The organism is Rhizobium sp. 05L419, from assembly GCF_056397845.1.
Genome location: NZ_JBFTOF010000011.1, coordinates 1 through 13,188 on the forward strand (window position 1 = coordinate 1; position 13,188 = coordinate 13,188).

Here is a 13,188-nt window from a genome sequence, read left to right on the forward strand (position 1 = left end):
AAATGTTTCAGAAATACAACCGTCTCGGCCAAAGCGCCGGCAGCGCACGCTAAATCGTTCATCCAGATCGCCCTTTAAAGAATCAGACGATCTCGACAGATTCAGCTCGCAAGCCAATTGTCACCCGTTAACTCACCCGATTGCCCTGGGGCGTGCTTGCCCCCGTGTCGTCAAAAATCTGCCAGCACGCTACAATAGCAGAACCGTAATGGCCCTTAAGTGAACTGCATTACCCCTCGTGGGGCCTTTTTTGTTGTGCGCCCAGCATGGGCGTACTCTTGTGGGTGCAAGTCCCGTCGTAAGCTGGTCATGGCGAGCGAAGTGAAGCGCAACTGCGGAAGGGCGACCGACCGTGGGGAGGAAGCGTGGATCGAACCTGCGGGCCGATGAACAAGAATCCGGATATGAGGCGATGCCGACCAGGGCGAGCGGGGGAGACAGGGCGGATGCTCATGCGGAGAGCGGTGATGGGCCTTTCCTGCGCGACGGCTTGGTCTGGCGGCGGGTGCGCCCGTGGAGCGCAGGCGTGCAGGCGTTGCTGGGTCATCTGCATGCCAATGGCTTCGAAGCCGCGCCGCGCGCCGCCGGCGTGGATCAGGCGTGGGAGCGCGTCACCTTTCTCGATGGCAAGACCGGTGACATAGAAACGGACGCAGAGATGCAGTCCGCCGCCGTTCTGGCGTCGGCGGCGCGGCTGCTGTGCCGCTATCACTGCTGTGCCGCACCGGTCGCTGTCGAATGGGCGAGCCGGGCTTGGCAGTTGTCGCCGAGAGCGCCGTTCGAGACCATCTGCCATGGCGATTTCGCGCCCCATAACGTCGTTCTGCGCGATGGCGAGGTCAGCGGAATCATTGACTTCGAGACTGCCCACCCCGGGCCGCGCATATGGGATCTGGCCTATGCCGTCTATCGCTGGGCGCCTCTCTCTGCTGGCGCAGGGTCCCCGCTGGCCGGCATAGACCGCCAGGTTGAACGTGCCCGGTTGTTCCTGGATGAATATGGGTTGGACGAGCGGTTACGGGCTGGCGTTGTCGCGACGATCGTCGCACGACTTGAGCGGCTCGTCGTGTTCATGCAGGAGCAGGCGGCGAACGGCTCCGAGAAATACCGGGTCGATCTCGCCGAGGGACATGATCGCGTCTACCGCGCGGATATCGACTATATCAGCTTGCACCGCCAGCGCATCGCAGCCGGCATGATGCCGGCCTGACGATCGCTCACTCGCCCTCCACGATCCCGGCCAGTTTCAACGGGCGAAATGTCATCCGGTGCAATGAGCACGGGCCATGCGTCTCGATGCCGGCGCGATGCTGTGTGGTTCCGTATCCGGCATGGGCGGCAAAGCCGTAGAGGGGAAAGATCCGGTCGGCACGTGCCATCATGCGGTCGCGCGTGACCTTGGCGATGATGGACGCGGCTGCGATCGAAACCGAACGCGCATCGCCCTTGACGACGGCCTGACCGGGGCAGTGGAGCCCCGGCGGAACATCGAGGCCATCCGTCAGCACGTAACTCGGCAGGATGGCCAGGCTGCAAATGGCACGTCGCATGGCATCGAGGCTCGCCTTGCGGATATCCGTTTCATCGATGCGCCTTGAACTCGACGATGCGATGGCGACGGTTGCCGTCGCCAGGATCTGATCGAACAACTCCTCCCGTTTCAGGGCCGAGAGCTGCTTGGAATCATTCAATCCTTCCGGAATACGCCTGGGGTCGAGAATGACCGCCGCGGCGACCACCGGCCCGGCCAGCGGCCCGCGCCCGGCTTCATCGGCACCAGCAACCGGCCAATGGCCGGCCTTTCGTGCCTTCAGCTCCAGCCGGAAATCGGGCACGAGCGGGACATCTTCGAAAAGCATAGGAGAATCGGGTGGCGTGCGACGTTTCATGCGGCTGAACTTCGCACGCCAACCCGATTTCCTGCAAGTCCCCGGATCAGGGCGGCGGGCCGAGGACTTGAGTGCGGACGGGCAGGGCAGCCATCCGCAAGCTGAATATCAAAGCAGCGACAACTGCACGCCGCTGCCATCCGGCGGAACGAACAGGTCGTCACGTAACGGCATGCTGCGACGGGTCATGCCCAGACGCTTTGTCGCCATTTCGAAACGGCGGGCGATCTGCCAGGCATAGGGTCCGGCTCCCTTCATCCGCTTGCCGAAATCGGCGTCGTAATCCTTGCCGCCCCGCATCGAGCGCACGAGGGCCATCACATGGCGATAGCGGTCGGGGTAATTCTGCAGCAGCCAGTCCCGAAAGAGCGGCGAAACCTCCAGTGGCAGGCGCAGAATGACATAGCCAGCCTCCTGCGCCCCGGCTGCCTTCGCTGAATCCAGGATGCGCTCCAGCTCGTGATCGTTGAGGGCCGGAATCATCGGCGCAGCGATCACCGATGTCGGAATGCCTGCCTCGCTCAACGCCCGGATCGCCTCCAGCCGTCGCGCCGGCGTCGAAGCCCTGGGCTCCATCGTGCGCGCCAGCTTGCGGTCGAGCGTCGTCACCGACAGCGAGACGCGCACCAGGTTTTTTGCGGCCATCCGATTGAGAATGTCGATATCCCGCAGGATCATCGCCGACTTGGTGACGATGGAAACAGGGTGGTTCGCCTTCTCGAGAACTTCGAGGATCTGACGCATGATACGCCATTCCTTCTCGATCGGCTGATAGGGGTCGGTGTTGGTGCCGATCGCGATCACGCGCGGCCTGTAGCCGGTTTTTGCCAGTTCGCGCTCCAGCAGCTTGGCAGTATCCGGCTTGGCAAAAAGCTTCGCCTCGAAGTCAAGGCCCGCAGAAAGCCCCATATATGCGTGAGTCGGCCGCGCAAAGCAGTAGATGCATCCATGTTCGCAACCGCGATAGGGATTGATCGAGCGATCGAAAGGAATGTCAGGCGATTCATTGCGCGTGATGGCCGTGCGCGGCTTCTCGATCTGCACCTCGGTCTTGAACGGCGGCAACTCTTCCAACGTCTGCCAGCCGTCATCCATGGCCTCGCGCCGCAGGGGTTCAAAGCGCCCGCTTGGGTTAAGGCCGGCCGCGCGGCCGCGGCGGCGGTCGATCTCGATCCGCAGGCCGGAAGAAACGATCATTGCGTCGGCAATATCTGCCGTATTGGCAGGCGTAAATGCGGCCTGCCCTGCAAGGGACTGTTCGTTCATCGGATTCTCCGTCGACGGATGGCTTTGCTTCCATCTGTTTGATGATTAAATTCCTATCGGCAAAATGAGAACAATGCAAGAACAAAATTGGGAAAGTGGCGCTGGCAAAGTTTTGTGCGACGCTCTATAAATAGGCAATGTTGACAGTAGTGCTCGAATGCCAGGATCAGGAACCTGAACTGGCGCAGACTTTATCGGTGTTGGTTGCAGGCGCGGTTGAAGGGCTTGTCAGCGACGTTGTGGTGTTGGACCACGGCTCGCGCGACGGTTCGTCGAAGGTTGCCGATGCGGCGGGTTGCCGCTTCCATTCTCAATGGGACATCAAGGACATACTGCGGTCGGCGCGGGGCGAGTGGCTGCTCTTCGTGGAACCCGGCGCGAGGCCGCAGACGGGGTGGATCGACGAGATTGCCGAATACGTCTCGCTCAACAAGCTGCCGGCGCGCTTCACTGCCTCGCGCGGCTACCGCCTGCCGTTCTACAAGAGGTTTGGACGCTCGAAGCCGCCGTTGGAACTGGGTCTGCTTTTGCCGAAAAACCACGCACTGGCGGCCGCGCGGAGCGGCATGCGCCTGTCGGAATTCGCCAAGGGCCAGAAGCTGCGCAGGCTCTCGAGCGAACTAATTCCCTCCTGGGTCGCGCGCTCGGCGCGATAGCAGCCGGCGCTCCGGTCGCTTGTCGCGCAAATAATGGCGCTCGATTCGATTTTGCGCTATAATTTGCGCATGGCGCCGCCCGAGCGCCTCGCTTCGCGACGGTCGACCATGGAATGCCGGCAGACGGCAGAACAGGTCAGCGGAAGTTCCCTCTTCTGCCGGTTTCCGGCAAAAGGAGGTGCGTCATGAAACGCAATATGATCCGCGGCCTGCTATCGGCCGTCGTATTGGCGGCATCGATGATCGCGCATCCGCATTCGGCAGCATCGCAGATGATGCGCAGTTGCGCAGGCCGATCCGAGGTCGTTCATTTCCTGGACACGAACTTTGCTGAGAAGCTGACGGCCGTGGGACTGATCAACGAGAACGCCATGCTCGAGGTCTACGCCGCGCAAAGCGGTACATGGACATTGCTCATCACGGATGTTCGCGGCGTGAGCTGCATTCTGCTGTCGGGGGATAGCTGGGATACCATGCCTGTCCTGCCGGGCATAGGAACATAGATCGCGAATGCTGCATGCGGTCGCCGAGGGCAGGCATCGCCTAGCGTGTCATTTGCCTGCGCCGCGCTTCAGATGCTCGTCAAGGCGCGGCATGATCTCCACAAAATTGCAGGGCATGTGGCGGTAGTCGAGCTGCGCTTTCAGAATGCCGTCCCAGGCATCCTTGCAGGCGCCGGGTGAGCCCGGCAACGCGAAGATGAAGGTGGCGTCGACAACGCCGGCTGTCGCCCGCGACTGGATGGTCGACGTGCCGATCTTGTCGTAGGAAATTCGGTGGAAGACCTGCGAGAACCCGTCCATCTTTTTCTCGAAAAGCGGCTCCAGGGCTTCGGGGGTGACATCGCGGCCGGTGAAGCCGGTTCCGCCGGTCGTGATCACCACGTCGATGTCATCGCGGATGGTCCAGGCCTTGACCTGCACGGCGATCGCCTGCTTCTCGTCGGGCACGATGGCGCGTTCGATCAACCTGTGGCCGGCATCCACGATCCTCGCCGCCAGAGTGTCGCCGGAGCGATCGTCGGCGGTCGTCCGCGTGTCCGAGACGGTGAGGACGGCAATGCCGACCGGAATGAAGGAGCGGTTTTCGTCAAGTCCTGCCATGGCCGTCTCCCGCCAGCGTTTCCGTCGCTTCGAAGTACCAGTCGGGACGCTCGCTGTGAAGCGCGCGCGCCGCGTCCTCCGCGGCAGCCACCGTCTCGAATATGCCGAAGCACGTTGCGCCGGAACCTGACATCCGCACGAATGCGGCGCCATGCTCCTTCAACATCCCCGAGATTTCGCCGATCTCCGGCAGCAGGGCACGGGCAGGCGGCTCGAGGTCGTTGCGCATGCCATTCAACGCGTCGAGCCAGGATGGCGCTGTCCCCGTTTCAAGCGGCGCGTTGTTCTTGGTCGCAAGTCTTCGGAAAACCTCGGGCGTCGACATGCCCTTCAGCGGGTTGGCGAGCACCATTGCAAACGCCGGCATGTCGCCGACCGCCTCGATCCGTTCGCCTATGCCGCGCGCGATCAGCGGCTTGCTCTCCAGGCACATCGGGACATCGGCGCCGAGGCGAACGGCAATCTCGTCGACGGTCTCAGGTGGCAGAGAGGTTCGCCACAGCCGCATGAGCCCGCGCAGAGCCGCGGCTGCATCCGCCGAACCGCCGCCAATGCCGGAGGCGACAGGCAGGTTCTTTTGCAGATGAATGCGGACTGGGCCGGCGGTTCCGCCCGCTCGAAGCACGGCGTCGCGCAGCGCATCGCGCGCCCTCAGCACCAGATTGGTGCCGCCGTCCTGTTTCAGCGTATCGCTGAAGCGCCCGGTCATGACGAACTCGTCGGACGGCGCCGGCGCAAGTTCCAGCCTGTCGCCGCGCCGGGTGAAGGTCACTAGCATCTCAAGCAGATGATAGCCGTCGCTTCTCTGGCCCGTCACATGGAGGGCCAGATTGATTTTTGCAAACGCGTCCTCGTGGATGATCGGGTCGCCGCCGATGCCCTTCTCAGGCATCGGTTATCAGGACTTCTTGTCCGCAGGCTTCGGATCGACAGGGGCTGGATCCGGCTGCTTCTTGTCCGCGGCCTTGGAATTCTCGCCCTTCACGGGCAAGCCGTTAGCGATTTTTTCCTTGATCTTGGGAATCTCGGCTGCTTCCGGCTCCGAGGCCAGCGCCCGGTTCCATTGGTAGACGGCTTCCAGCTTGCGCCCGACGCGCCAATAGGCGTCGCCCAGGTGGTCGTTGATCGTTGCGTCGCCAGCCTTAATTTGGGCGGCCCTTTCGAGCTCGTCCACGGCATCGTCGAACTTGTTGAGGCGGAAGTAGGCCCAGCCGAGAGAATCGATGATGTAGCCGTCGTCGGGGCGCAGATCGACAGCCTTCTTGATCATGGCCAGCCCCTCGTCGAGGTTCCGGTTCATGTCGATCCAGGAGTAGCCGAGATAGTTCAGCACCTGCGGCTGGTTGGGGTTGAGCTCCAGTGCCTTGCGGAAGCTCGGCTCGGCCTTGTCCCACTGCTTCAGGCGCTCGTAGGCAATGCCGCGCTGGAAGAAGACCGTCCAGGTGTTCTTGCCCGGCAACGGTCCGATGATCTCGACGGCCTTGTCGTAGTTCTCGGCCATCGCCGCATAGTCCTTGGCGTCGGACAGGACGCTGCCATAGGCGAGATAGCTGCGGATATCCTTGGGGTCGGAGGCAATCAGGCCCTGCAGGTGCTTGCGGGCTTCCTCTACCTTGCCGCCCTCGGCCAGCGCCAGACCGAGCTGCAGCTCGGAGATGCGGCTCATCGGCGAATTGTCCGGAACCTGCTTGTAGATGGCGATGGCACGATCCAGCTGGTTCTGCTTTTCGGCAATGCCACCAAGCATCACGAGAGCGTCTGCGCTGTCCGGATCGAGGCTCTTGGCGATCTGCAGATAGAGCGAGACGATGTCTTCCGCTCCGTCGCGATTGAGTGCGCCGGCAAAGGAGAACAGCACGCCGGCCGCACCCTGCTTGGCGGTTTCAACCTGCTGCTGCTGCTGCTTCTCGTCGCTCGTAATGCTCTGGCGCAGTGCGTTGAGAGGCGCGTAGTTCGGCAGCAGATTGTCGCCGACGGAGATCGTGTCGAGCGCCTTCTGCTTGTTGCCCTGCGAAGCCTCGAGGCGTGCCAGGGCGATGACCGCGCGCATGAACGTATCCGGAGCCGTTGCCGCCCCGTCCTTGTCGAGGACGGCATCATTCAGATGTCGGCGCGCCGATTTTACGTCGCCGTTGACGATCGCGATCGCACCCGCATTGTAAGCCTGGAAAATGCCGAGCCAGTCCGGGCCCTTCATCTTCTCGACCAGGCCCAGTGCTTCCTTGCCCTTGCCGGCGCCAAGGCGCGCCCAAGCGGACATGAGATCGTTCATCACGCGGTCGAGATCCGTCGGACCCGTTGTCCGCAGCGCAGTCTCGGCAGTCTTGTATTCGCCGCGACGGATCGCATCCGCGCCCCGCACGATCGTCGCCAGACGTTCGATGGTCGGATCGTTCTTCAGATCGTTCGCATACTTGACGCTGTCCTTGATGTCGCCGTTGAGCAGAAGCGAGATCATCAGGCGCTGGCGGATCTCCGGATTGCCGGGCTCGATCTGCAGCGCCTTCTTGTAGAGCGCGATCGCGGTTTCGTAGTCGTGATCGACGTCCGCTGTGCGGGCAGCCAGCAGCGCGCCGGCAAACGTGTTGACGCTATCGGGATCAAACATCGCGCTGCTGCCGGCTTCGTCCTTCTTGGTCGCGTCTTCGGCGTTGGCGCCGCCAAGCGCGCTGAGCGACAGGACCGCCGCAAGGGCCGCGCTCGAAAGAAGACGAATGGCAAATTTCAGCCGCATTAGAAAACCTCTCTTCCAGGGCAGCCAACCTCGGTCCGGCTGCAAATCAGTTGAAAAGACTGATTCACGGCAGGATGGCTTTTTTGAAGCGGCCCCGCAAGAAATTCAGCCCGCGATCAATGACCGTCGATTAATTGACGCGCTCGATGCAGAAGTCGATGACTTCCATCAGTGCTGATTTCCATGGCGTATCGGGAAGCGGCGCGAGGGCGTCTCGCGCTATCGTCCCGTAGTGGACCGCCCGGGCGATCGTTTCGTTCAGCGTTCCGTACTTGGTGATTAGTCCAAGTGCCTTTTCCAGGTTCTGATCGGTGCCTTCGCCGCCCTCGATCGCCTTTCGCCAGAACGCGCGTTCGTCCTCGGTGCCGCGGCGATAGGCCAAGATCACCGGCAGCGTAATCTTGCCCTCGCGGAAATCGTCGCCGACATTCTTGCCGAGATCGGCGGCCTTGCCGCCATAATCGAGCGCGTCATCGACGAGCTGGAAGGCGAGCCCGAGGTTCATGCCGTAGGACTTCATCGCGTTGCGGCCGGACTTTCCGGCATCGGCGACGATCGGGCCAACTTCGGCGGCAGCCGCAAACAGGGCGGCAGTCTTCGCGCGGATGACCGCGAGATAATCGTCTTCCGTCGTTTCCATGTTCTTGGCGACGGAGAGCTGCAGGACTTCGCCCTCGGCGATTACGCAGGCAGCCGAAGACAGGACGTCAAGCGCATCCAGCGAGCCGACATCGACCATCATGCGGAAGGCCTGGCCGAGCAGGAAATCGCCGACGAGAACGCTGGCCTGGTTGCCCCAGATCATGCGGGCGGTGGACTTTCCGCGGCGAAGATCGCTTTCGTCGACGACGTCGTCGTGCAAAAGCGTTGCCGTGTGCATGAACTCGACGCTGGTCGCGAGCTTGATGTGGTTCTCGCCTGTGTAGCCAAATAGCGCTGACGACGCCAGGGTCAGCATCGGACGCAGCCGCTTGCCGCCCGAGGAAATGAGGTGGTTGGCCACCTCCGGAATCATCTGGACGTCGGAACCTGCCTTTGAAAGGATAAGCTGGTTGACCCGCTCCATATCCGCCTTGGTTAGATCCACCAGCGGCTTGACGGATGCCAGTTTGTTTTTGCTTTCTTCAAGCGGTATGACCACGCCCAACGACCCGGACTCCTGTTCACTCATTGAGTTTGACAATAGAAAGGGGCGATAGGCGCGGCAAGAGGCGAAATGGTCGCGTCGCGCAAAATTGAAAGGGATTCCACGGCAAATGCATGAACTTATCCGCGCCAACGATCCCGTGTTGCTCTCCTTTGCCGAGAGCCTCATGAAGGATGCCGGAATCCACTGCTTCATCGCCGATCAGGGCATGAGCATATTGGAAGGCTCGCTCGGCATGCTGCCGCGCCGTCTTCTGGTCGACGAGGACCGGGCCGACCAGGCGCGCCGCATCTTGATCGATGCTGGGCTTGGCGACGAACTGCGCAATCCGAAGTGAGCGTCCGATGACGCCCGGTGTTGCCGAAACCATCGATGCATTCCATCGCGGCCTGTTCCATGTGGTGCAGCCGAAGGGCAGGGGCCATCGTTCCGGCATGGATGCGATGCTGCTCGCGGCCCTGGTCGACGACCAGCGCCCCATCAGGCTTGCTGATCTCGGGGCAGGGGCAGGGGCGGCCGGGCTTGCCGTCGCGTCCCGGCTGCCGGCTGCCCGTATCGTTCTTTTCGAGCGCTCCGAGGAAATGGCCGGCTACGCGCGCCGCAGCATCATGCTTCCGCAAAACGCTCACATCGCGGAGCGCGTGTCCGTCGTCGAGGCGGATGTGACCCTGAAGGCGAAGGCGCGCAATGAGGCCGGCCTCGTCGACGAGAGCTTTCATCACGTCATCATGAACCCGCCCTTCAACGATGCAGGCGATCGTCGCACGCCGGATGCCCTGAAGGCAGAGGCGCACGCGATGACGGAGGGACTGTTCGAAAGCTGGGTGCGCACGGCCGGCGCGATCACGATCCCCGGCGGGCAGATGTCGCTGATCGCGAGACCGGAATCGATCGCTGAGATCATCGACGCCTGCGGCAGGCGTTTCGGAGGCATCGAGATCACCGCGATCCATCCGCGCGAGGGTGAAAACGCGGTGCGCATCCTGGTGACGGCGATAAAGGGGTCGCGCGCGCGGCTTTCGCTGCGCGCGCCTCTCATCATGCACGAAGAAGGAACGCATAAATTCTCCCCCTTCGTGGATGATCTGAACAACGGCCGCGCCGCCTATACCCGCCGCTAGCCCACGACGAAGTCGAAAAGCAGCTTGATGTTCAGGCCGGCAATCACGACCGCGATCAGATAGGCGAGCGCGCTGAGCCAGCGCGGTGCGACGAGTTCCCCCATCTTCGCCTTGTTCGCCGTGAACATCACCAGCGGGAAGACCGCGAAGGAAAGCTGCAGGCTGAGAACGACCTGGGTCAGGATCAGCAGCTCCGCCGTCCCCGCATCTCCGTACCAGATGGTCACGAAGGCGGCCGGAACGATCGCAATCGCGCGGGTGATCAGGCGCCGCACCCATGGCTGCAGCCTGATCTTGAGGAACCCCTCCATGATGATCTGGCCGGCAAGCGTTGCCGTCACGGTCGAATTCAAGCCACAGCAGAGAAGCGCGATGCCGAAGAGCGTCGGAGCGATGGCCAGGCCGAGCAGCGGCGCGAGCAGGGACGACGCCTCGCCGAGTTCCACCACGTCGGTCTTTCCATTGGCGTGGAAGGCCGCCGCGGCAAGGATCAGGATCGAGGCGTTAATTAGCAGCGCGAAGCAAAGCGCAACGGTCGAATCGATCGTCGCGAAGGTCAGCGCCTCGCGCTTTTCGGGCACGGAATGGCCGTAGGCGCGGGTCTGCACGATGCCCGAATGAAGGTAGAGGTTGTGCGGCATCACGGTCGCGCCGAGAATGCCGAGCGCCAGGTAGAGCATCTCTGGATTGGCGACGATTTCGGTCGTCGGGAAAAAGCCCCGGATAACTGCGCCCCATTCCGGATCGGCAAGGAAGATCTGCACACTGAAACACACGGTGATGATGCCGAGCAGCGCGATCACGAAGGCTTCCACCCAGCGGAAACCGATCTTTTGCAGATAGAGAATGAGGAAGACATCAAGCGCGGTGATCAGAACGCCGAGTTCGAGCGGGATGCCGAAGAGCAGGTTGAGGCCGATCGCGGTGCCGATGACTTCTGCGATGTCGGTGGCGATGATGGCGATCTCGGCAAAGGCCCAGAGCGGAAGAGACACGTATTTCGGGAAGGCATCACGGCAGGCCTGCGCCAGATCGCGGCCCGATGCGATGGCAAGGCGGGCGCAGAGCGACTGCAGGACGATCGCCATCAGGTTGGACAAGAGGGCAACTGTCAGCAGTGCATAGCCGAATTTCGAGCCGCCGGCGAGCGATGTCGACCAGTTGCCGGGGTCCATGTAGCCGACGGCGACCATATAGCCGGGGCCGACGAAGGCGGCGATGCGGCGCCAGCGCGATCCATCCCGGGGAGCCTCTACTGTTCGGTAGACATCGGACAGCGATGCCTCGCCGACGTCTGATCGCCAGCCCCTTTTTATCTTCGGATTTACAATGTCCATGAAACGCCTGCCTGTTGACTGATGCGCCCAATATGTCCGATTAGAATGATAATGCAAGTCATTCGCAATAAGAAAAGCGAACGACAGGTGTTTTAAGCGAAAGCCATTGCGTTTGCCGTTGCGTTGCATACATGAATTGCGTTCGCTCAAGACGATGCAAAGGATTGGAAATGGCCGGATTTTTGAGAAAGCTGATGCCCAAGCGGTTCCGCAAAGAGGGTATCGAGATCCCTGTGGTCCGGCTTCAGGGCGCGATCATGAGTGGCGGCAGCCAGTTCAGGCCCGCCCTCAATCTTGCGTCCACGGCACAGGTTCTCGAAAAAGCTTTCGGCTTCAAGGAAGCGCCCGCGGTCGCGATCTCGATCAATTCGCCCGGCGGATCCCCCGTTCAATCGCGCCTGATCTTCACCMGCATTCGCGAGCTTGCCCGCGAGAAGCAGAAGAAGGTGCTGGTCTTCGTCGAAGACGTCGCAGCGTCAGGCGGCTACATGATAGCGCTGGCGGGCGATGAGATCATTGCCGATCCGACCTCCATCGTCGGCTCGATCGGGGTCGTTTCCGGCGGCTTCGGCTTTCCCGAGCTTCTGAAGAAGATCGGCGTCGAGCGCCGTGTCTACACCGCCGGCGAGAACAAGGTGATCCTCGATCCCTTCCAGCCGGAAAAGGAAAAGGACATCGAATATCTGAAGACGCTGCAGCTGGAGATCCATCAGGTCTTTATCTCGATGGTCCGGGAACGCCGCGCCGGCAAGCTCAAGGACGACGAGACGGTGTTCTCCGGCCTCTTCTGGACCGGCACGCGCGGACTGGAGCTCGGCCTGATCGACGGTCTCGGCGACATGCGGCAGGAACTGAAGAAACGCTACGGGTCGAAAACGAAGCTGGCGCTAGTTACCCCCGCCCGGGGTCTTTTCGGACGGCGCATTCCGGGCGTATCATCGGCATCGCTCGAAGGCGTCGCCTCCGGTTTCGCCGCGGGACTTGTGGAGACCGCCGAGGAAAAGGCATTGTGGGGCCGATACGGCTTCTGAGGGAGTGAAAGACAGGCGACATGCCACAGCTTATAATCCTAGGTCTGCTCGTGGTGGGCGCCTGGCTTCTCTACCGCCGCTTCGTCGCCGAGGCGAAGCGGCTTGCCGAAAAATCGCGCCGCGCCCAGAAGGAGCGACAGACCGGCGCCATCGGCACCCTCGTCAAGGACCCGGTGACGGGCGAATACCACCTGAAGAAGGACGAGGACGAGTAGGCGTTACCGAGAGCCCCTTCGTGACATACATATTGCAAGCGTATATCATAAGGTGACCCATGAAGTTGCAAAGTGGGGAAATAGCCTGGCAATCCGGATCCCGAGTGTGGTGTCGATGCTCTGGAGCTGAAGGAGGGCAACGATGTGGTCGTCCGCGTCGCCGAGGATCGGGTTTTCGAGATTGAACGAAACGATGCCCGGCAGAAGGCGTTTGAGAGAATAAAGGCGTTCAAGCTCAAACTTCCTGCTGACTGGACGTTTGATCGCAACGAAGAGAACTCTCGCTGATGCCGTCGGCTTCGCGCAGCTTTCTCGACACCAGTATTCTCGTCTACGCTTTTTCCGAAGACGTCCGGGCGAAGCGCCCAGTCCTTGCTGGTTGAGCCGTTCATCCTGAGTGTTCAGGCCTTGAATGAATTCGCCAATGTCGGTCGCAAGAAGCTGGGCATGAGTTGGACCGATATCGAATATGCCGTCGCGGACCTGATCACAATGTCAGCATCGATTGTTCCGATCGACGAACAAATCACCGTGTCGGAGCTTGACCTGTCACAGCGCTGCAATCTCGGATTCTACGACGCTTTGATGGGTGCTGCAGCGTGCTCGGCCGATTGCCAACACTTCTATTCGGAAGACTTGCAGGCCGGCTAGGTGATCGATGCGCGACTGACCGTTGTCAATCCATTTCG

Annotated in this window: 16 protein-coding genes; 9 read left to right on the forward strand and 7 right to left on the reverse strand. The window is 61.6% G+C overall.

Annotation, left to right across the window (positions count from 1 at the left end):
• Positions 1 to 412 precede the first annotated feature (412 nt).
• On the forward strand, positions 413 to 1,210 hold the full coding sequence (locus AC1DMK_RS15550; protein WP_477860171.1) for a phosphotransferase: 798 nt from the start codon (positions 413 to 415) through the stop codon (positions 1,208 to 1,210).
• A gap of 7 nt (positions 1,211 to 1,217) precedes the next feature.
• Here the strand turns inward: AC1DMK_RS15550 and AC1DMK_RS15555 are convergent, their stop codons facing one another.
• Together AC1DMK_RS15555 and AC1DMK_RS15560 are read right to left on the reverse strand one after the other, a co-directional pair.
• Entirely contained in the window at positions 1,218 to 1,889 is a 672-nt protein-coding gene (locus AC1DMK_RS15555; RefSeq protein WP_477860173.1) for a ribonuclease HII, read from the reverse strand.
• A gap of 108 nt (positions 1,890 to 1,997) precedes the next feature.
• Entirely contained in the window at positions 1,998 to 3,155 is a 1,158-nt protein-coding gene (locus AC1DMK_RS15560; RefSeq protein ID WP_477860175.1) for a PA0069 family radical SAM protein, read from the reverse strand.
• A 137-nt stretch (positions 3,156 to 3,292) separates the two neighbouring features.
• On the opposite strand from AC1DMK_RS15560, the gene AC1DMK_RS15565 reads away from it, so the two are divergent.
• Positions 3,293 to 3,811 carry a glycosyltransferase family protein gene (locus tag AC1DMK_RS15565; protein WP_037059759.1) on the forward strand — a complete coding sequence of 173 codons (519 nt, stop codon included), beginning with the start codon at positions 3,293 to 3,295 and terminating at the stop codon, positions 3,809 to 3,811.
• A gap of 185 nt (positions 3,812 to 3,996) precedes the next feature.
• Entirely contained in the window at positions 3,997 to 4,314 is a 318-nt protein-coding gene (locus tag AC1DMK_RS15570) for a hypothetical protein (protein WP_477860178.1), read from the forward strand.
• A gap of 48 nt (positions 4,315 to 4,362) precedes the next feature.
• On the opposite strand, the gene moaB is transcribed toward AC1DMK_RS15570, so the two are convergent.
• The 4 genes from moaB to AC1DMK_RS15590 form a co-directional block, all read right to left on the reverse strand.
• Positions 4,363 to 4,914: a molybdenum cofactor biosynthesis protein B gene (gene moaB / locus AC1DMK_RS15575; RefSeq protein WP_037059763.1), complete on the reverse strand. Its 552-nt coding sequence runs from the start codon at positions 4,912 to 4,914 to the stop codon at positions 4,363 to 4,365.
• A complete protein-coding gene (locus AC1DMK_RS15580; RefSeq protein WP_477860180.1) occupies positions 4,901 to 5,806 on the reverse strand; it encodes a 4-(cytidine 5'-diphospho)-2-C-methyl-D-erythritol kinase in 906 nt (301 codons plus the stop codon). Before AC1DMK_RS15580 ends, moaB begins: the two co-directional genes overlap by 14 nt.
• A gap of 6 nt (positions 5,807 to 5,812) precedes the next feature.
• Complete coding sequence (locus AC1DMK_RS15585) at positions 5,813 to 7,648, reverse strand: tetratricopeptide repeat protein (RefSeq protein WP_477860182.1); 1,836 nt, start codon at positions 7,646 to 7,648, stop codon at positions 5,813 to 5,815.
• A gap of 130 nt (positions 7,649 to 7,778) precedes the next feature.
• Positions 7,779 to 8,795, reverse strand: coding sequence for a polyprenyl synthetase family protein (locus AC1DMK_RS15590; protein WP_477860184.1), 1,017 nt, complete (start codon positions 8,793 to 8,795; stop codon positions 7,779 to 7,781).
• 109 nt (positions 8,796 to 8,904) lie between these two features.
• Between AC1DMK_RS15590 and AC1DMK_RS15595 the strand changes: the two genes are divergently transcribed.
• Positions 8,905 to 9,132 (forward strand): putative signal transducing protein, encoded by a 228-nt coding sequence (locus tag AC1DMK_RS15595; RefSeq protein WP_037059772.1) that lies wholly within the window; start codon positions 8,905 to 8,907, stop codon positions 9,130 to 9,132.
• Between the two features lie 7 nt (positions 9,133 to 9,139).
• Positions 9,140 to 9,916, forward strand: a complete 777-nt coding sequence (locus tag AC1DMK_RS15600; protein WP_037059775.1) for a methyltransferase — start codon at positions 9,140 to 9,142, stop codon at positions 9,914 to 9,916.
• Here AC1DMK_RS15600 and AC1DMK_RS15605 read toward each other — a convergent pair.
• Positions 9,913 to 11,253, reverse strand: a complete 1,341-nt coding sequence (locus tag AC1DMK_RS15605; protein ID WP_477860186.1) for an Nramp family divalent metal transporter — start codon at positions 11,251 to 11,253, stop codon at positions 9,913 to 9,915. The genes AC1DMK_RS15600 and AC1DMK_RS15605 overlap by 4 nt on opposite strands.
• A gap of 170 nt (positions 11,254 to 11,423) precedes the next feature.
• Here AC1DMK_RS15605 and AC1DMK_RS15610 point away from each other — a divergent pair, with 170 nt between their 5' ends.
• The 4 genes from AC1DMK_RS15610 to AC1DMK_RS15625 all read left to right on the forward strand — a co-directional run bounded on the left by AC1DMK_RS15610 (position 11,424) and on the right by AC1DMK_RS15625 (position 13,150).
• Positions 11,424 to 12,284 (forward strand): S49 family peptidase, encoded by an 861-nt coding sequence (locus AC1DMK_RS15610; RefSeq protein ID WP_477860187.1) that lies wholly within the window; start codon positions 11,424 to 11,426, stop codon positions 12,282 to 12,284.
• A gap of 20 nt (positions 12,285 to 12,304) precedes the next feature.
• Positions 12,305 to 12,499: a hypothetical protein gene (locus tag AC1DMK_RS15615; RefSeq protein ID WP_037059783.1), complete on the forward strand. Its 195-nt coding sequence runs from the start codon at positions 12,305 to 12,307 to the stop codon at positions 12,497 to 12,499.
• A gap of 144 nt (positions 12,500 to 12,643) precedes the next feature.
• Entirely contained in the window at positions 12,644 to 12,787 is a 144-nt protein-coding gene (locus AC1DMK_RS15620) for a hypothetical protein (RefSeq protein WP_158447487.1), read from the forward strand.
• An 84-nt stretch (positions 12,788 to 12,871) separates the two neighbouring features.
• Entirely contained in the window at positions 12,872 to 13,150 is a 279-nt protein-coding gene (locus AC1DMK_RS15625) for a PIN domain-containing protein (protein ID WP_477860189.1), read from the forward strand.
• Positions 13,151 to 13,188 lie beyond the last annotated feature (38 nt).

What these genes read in the sequence shown, in the direction of transcription:
- AC1DMK_RS15560 (WP_477860175.1), bottom strand. Translation starts at nt 3,155, where the DNA reads ATGAACGAACAGTCCCTTGCAGGGCAGGCCGCATTTACGCCTGCCAAT.
- AC1DMK_RS15570 (WP_477860178.1), top strand. Translation starts at nt 3,997, where the DNA reads ATGAAACGCAATATGATCCGCGGCCTGCTATCGGCCGTCGTATTGGCG.
- moaB (WP_037059763.1), bottom strand. Translation starts at nt 4,914, where the DNA reads ATGGCAGGACTTGACGAAAACCGCTCCTTCATTCCGGTCGGCATTGCC.
- AC1DMK_RS15555 (WP_477860173.1), bottom strand. Translation starts at nt 1,889, where the DNA reads ATGAAACGTCGCACGCCACCCGATTCTCCTATGCTTTTCGAAGATGTC.
- AC1DMK_RS15580 (WP_477860180.1), bottom strand. Translation starts at nt 5,806, where the DNA reads ATGCCTGAGAAGGGCATCGGCGGCGACCCGATCATCCACGAGGACGCG.
- AC1DMK_RS15550 (WP_477860171.1), top strand. Translation starts at nt 413, where the DNA reads ATGCCGACCAGGGCGAGCGGGGGAGACAGGGCGGATGCTCATGCGGAG.
- AC1DMK_RS15585 (WP_477860182.1), bottom strand. Translation starts at nt 7,648, where the DNA reads ATGCGGCTGAAATTTGCCATTCGTCTTCTTTCGAGCGCGGCCCTTGCG.
- AC1DMK_RS15605 (WP_477860186.1), bottom strand. Translation starts at nt 11,253, where the DNA reads ATGGACATTGTAAATCCGAAGATAAAAAGGGGCTGGCGATCAGACGTC.
- AC1DMK_RS15565 (WP_037059759.1), top strand. Translation starts at nt 3,293, where the DNA reads ATGTTGACAGTAGTGCTCGAATGCCAGGATCAGGAACCTGAACTGGCG.
- AC1DMK_RS15615 (WP_037059783.1), top strand. Translation starts at nt 12,305, where the DNA reads ATGCCACAGCTTATAATCCTAGGTCTGCTCGTGGTGGGCGCCTGGCTT.
- AC1DMK_RS15600 (WP_037059775.1), top strand. Translation starts at nt 9,140, where the DNA reads ATGACGCCCGGTGTTGCCGAAACCATCGATGCATTCCATCGCGGCCTG.
- AC1DMK_RS15595 (WP_037059772.1), top strand. Translation starts at nt 8,905, where the DNA reads ATGCATGAACTTATCCGCGCCAACGATCCCGTGTTGCTCTCCTTTGCC.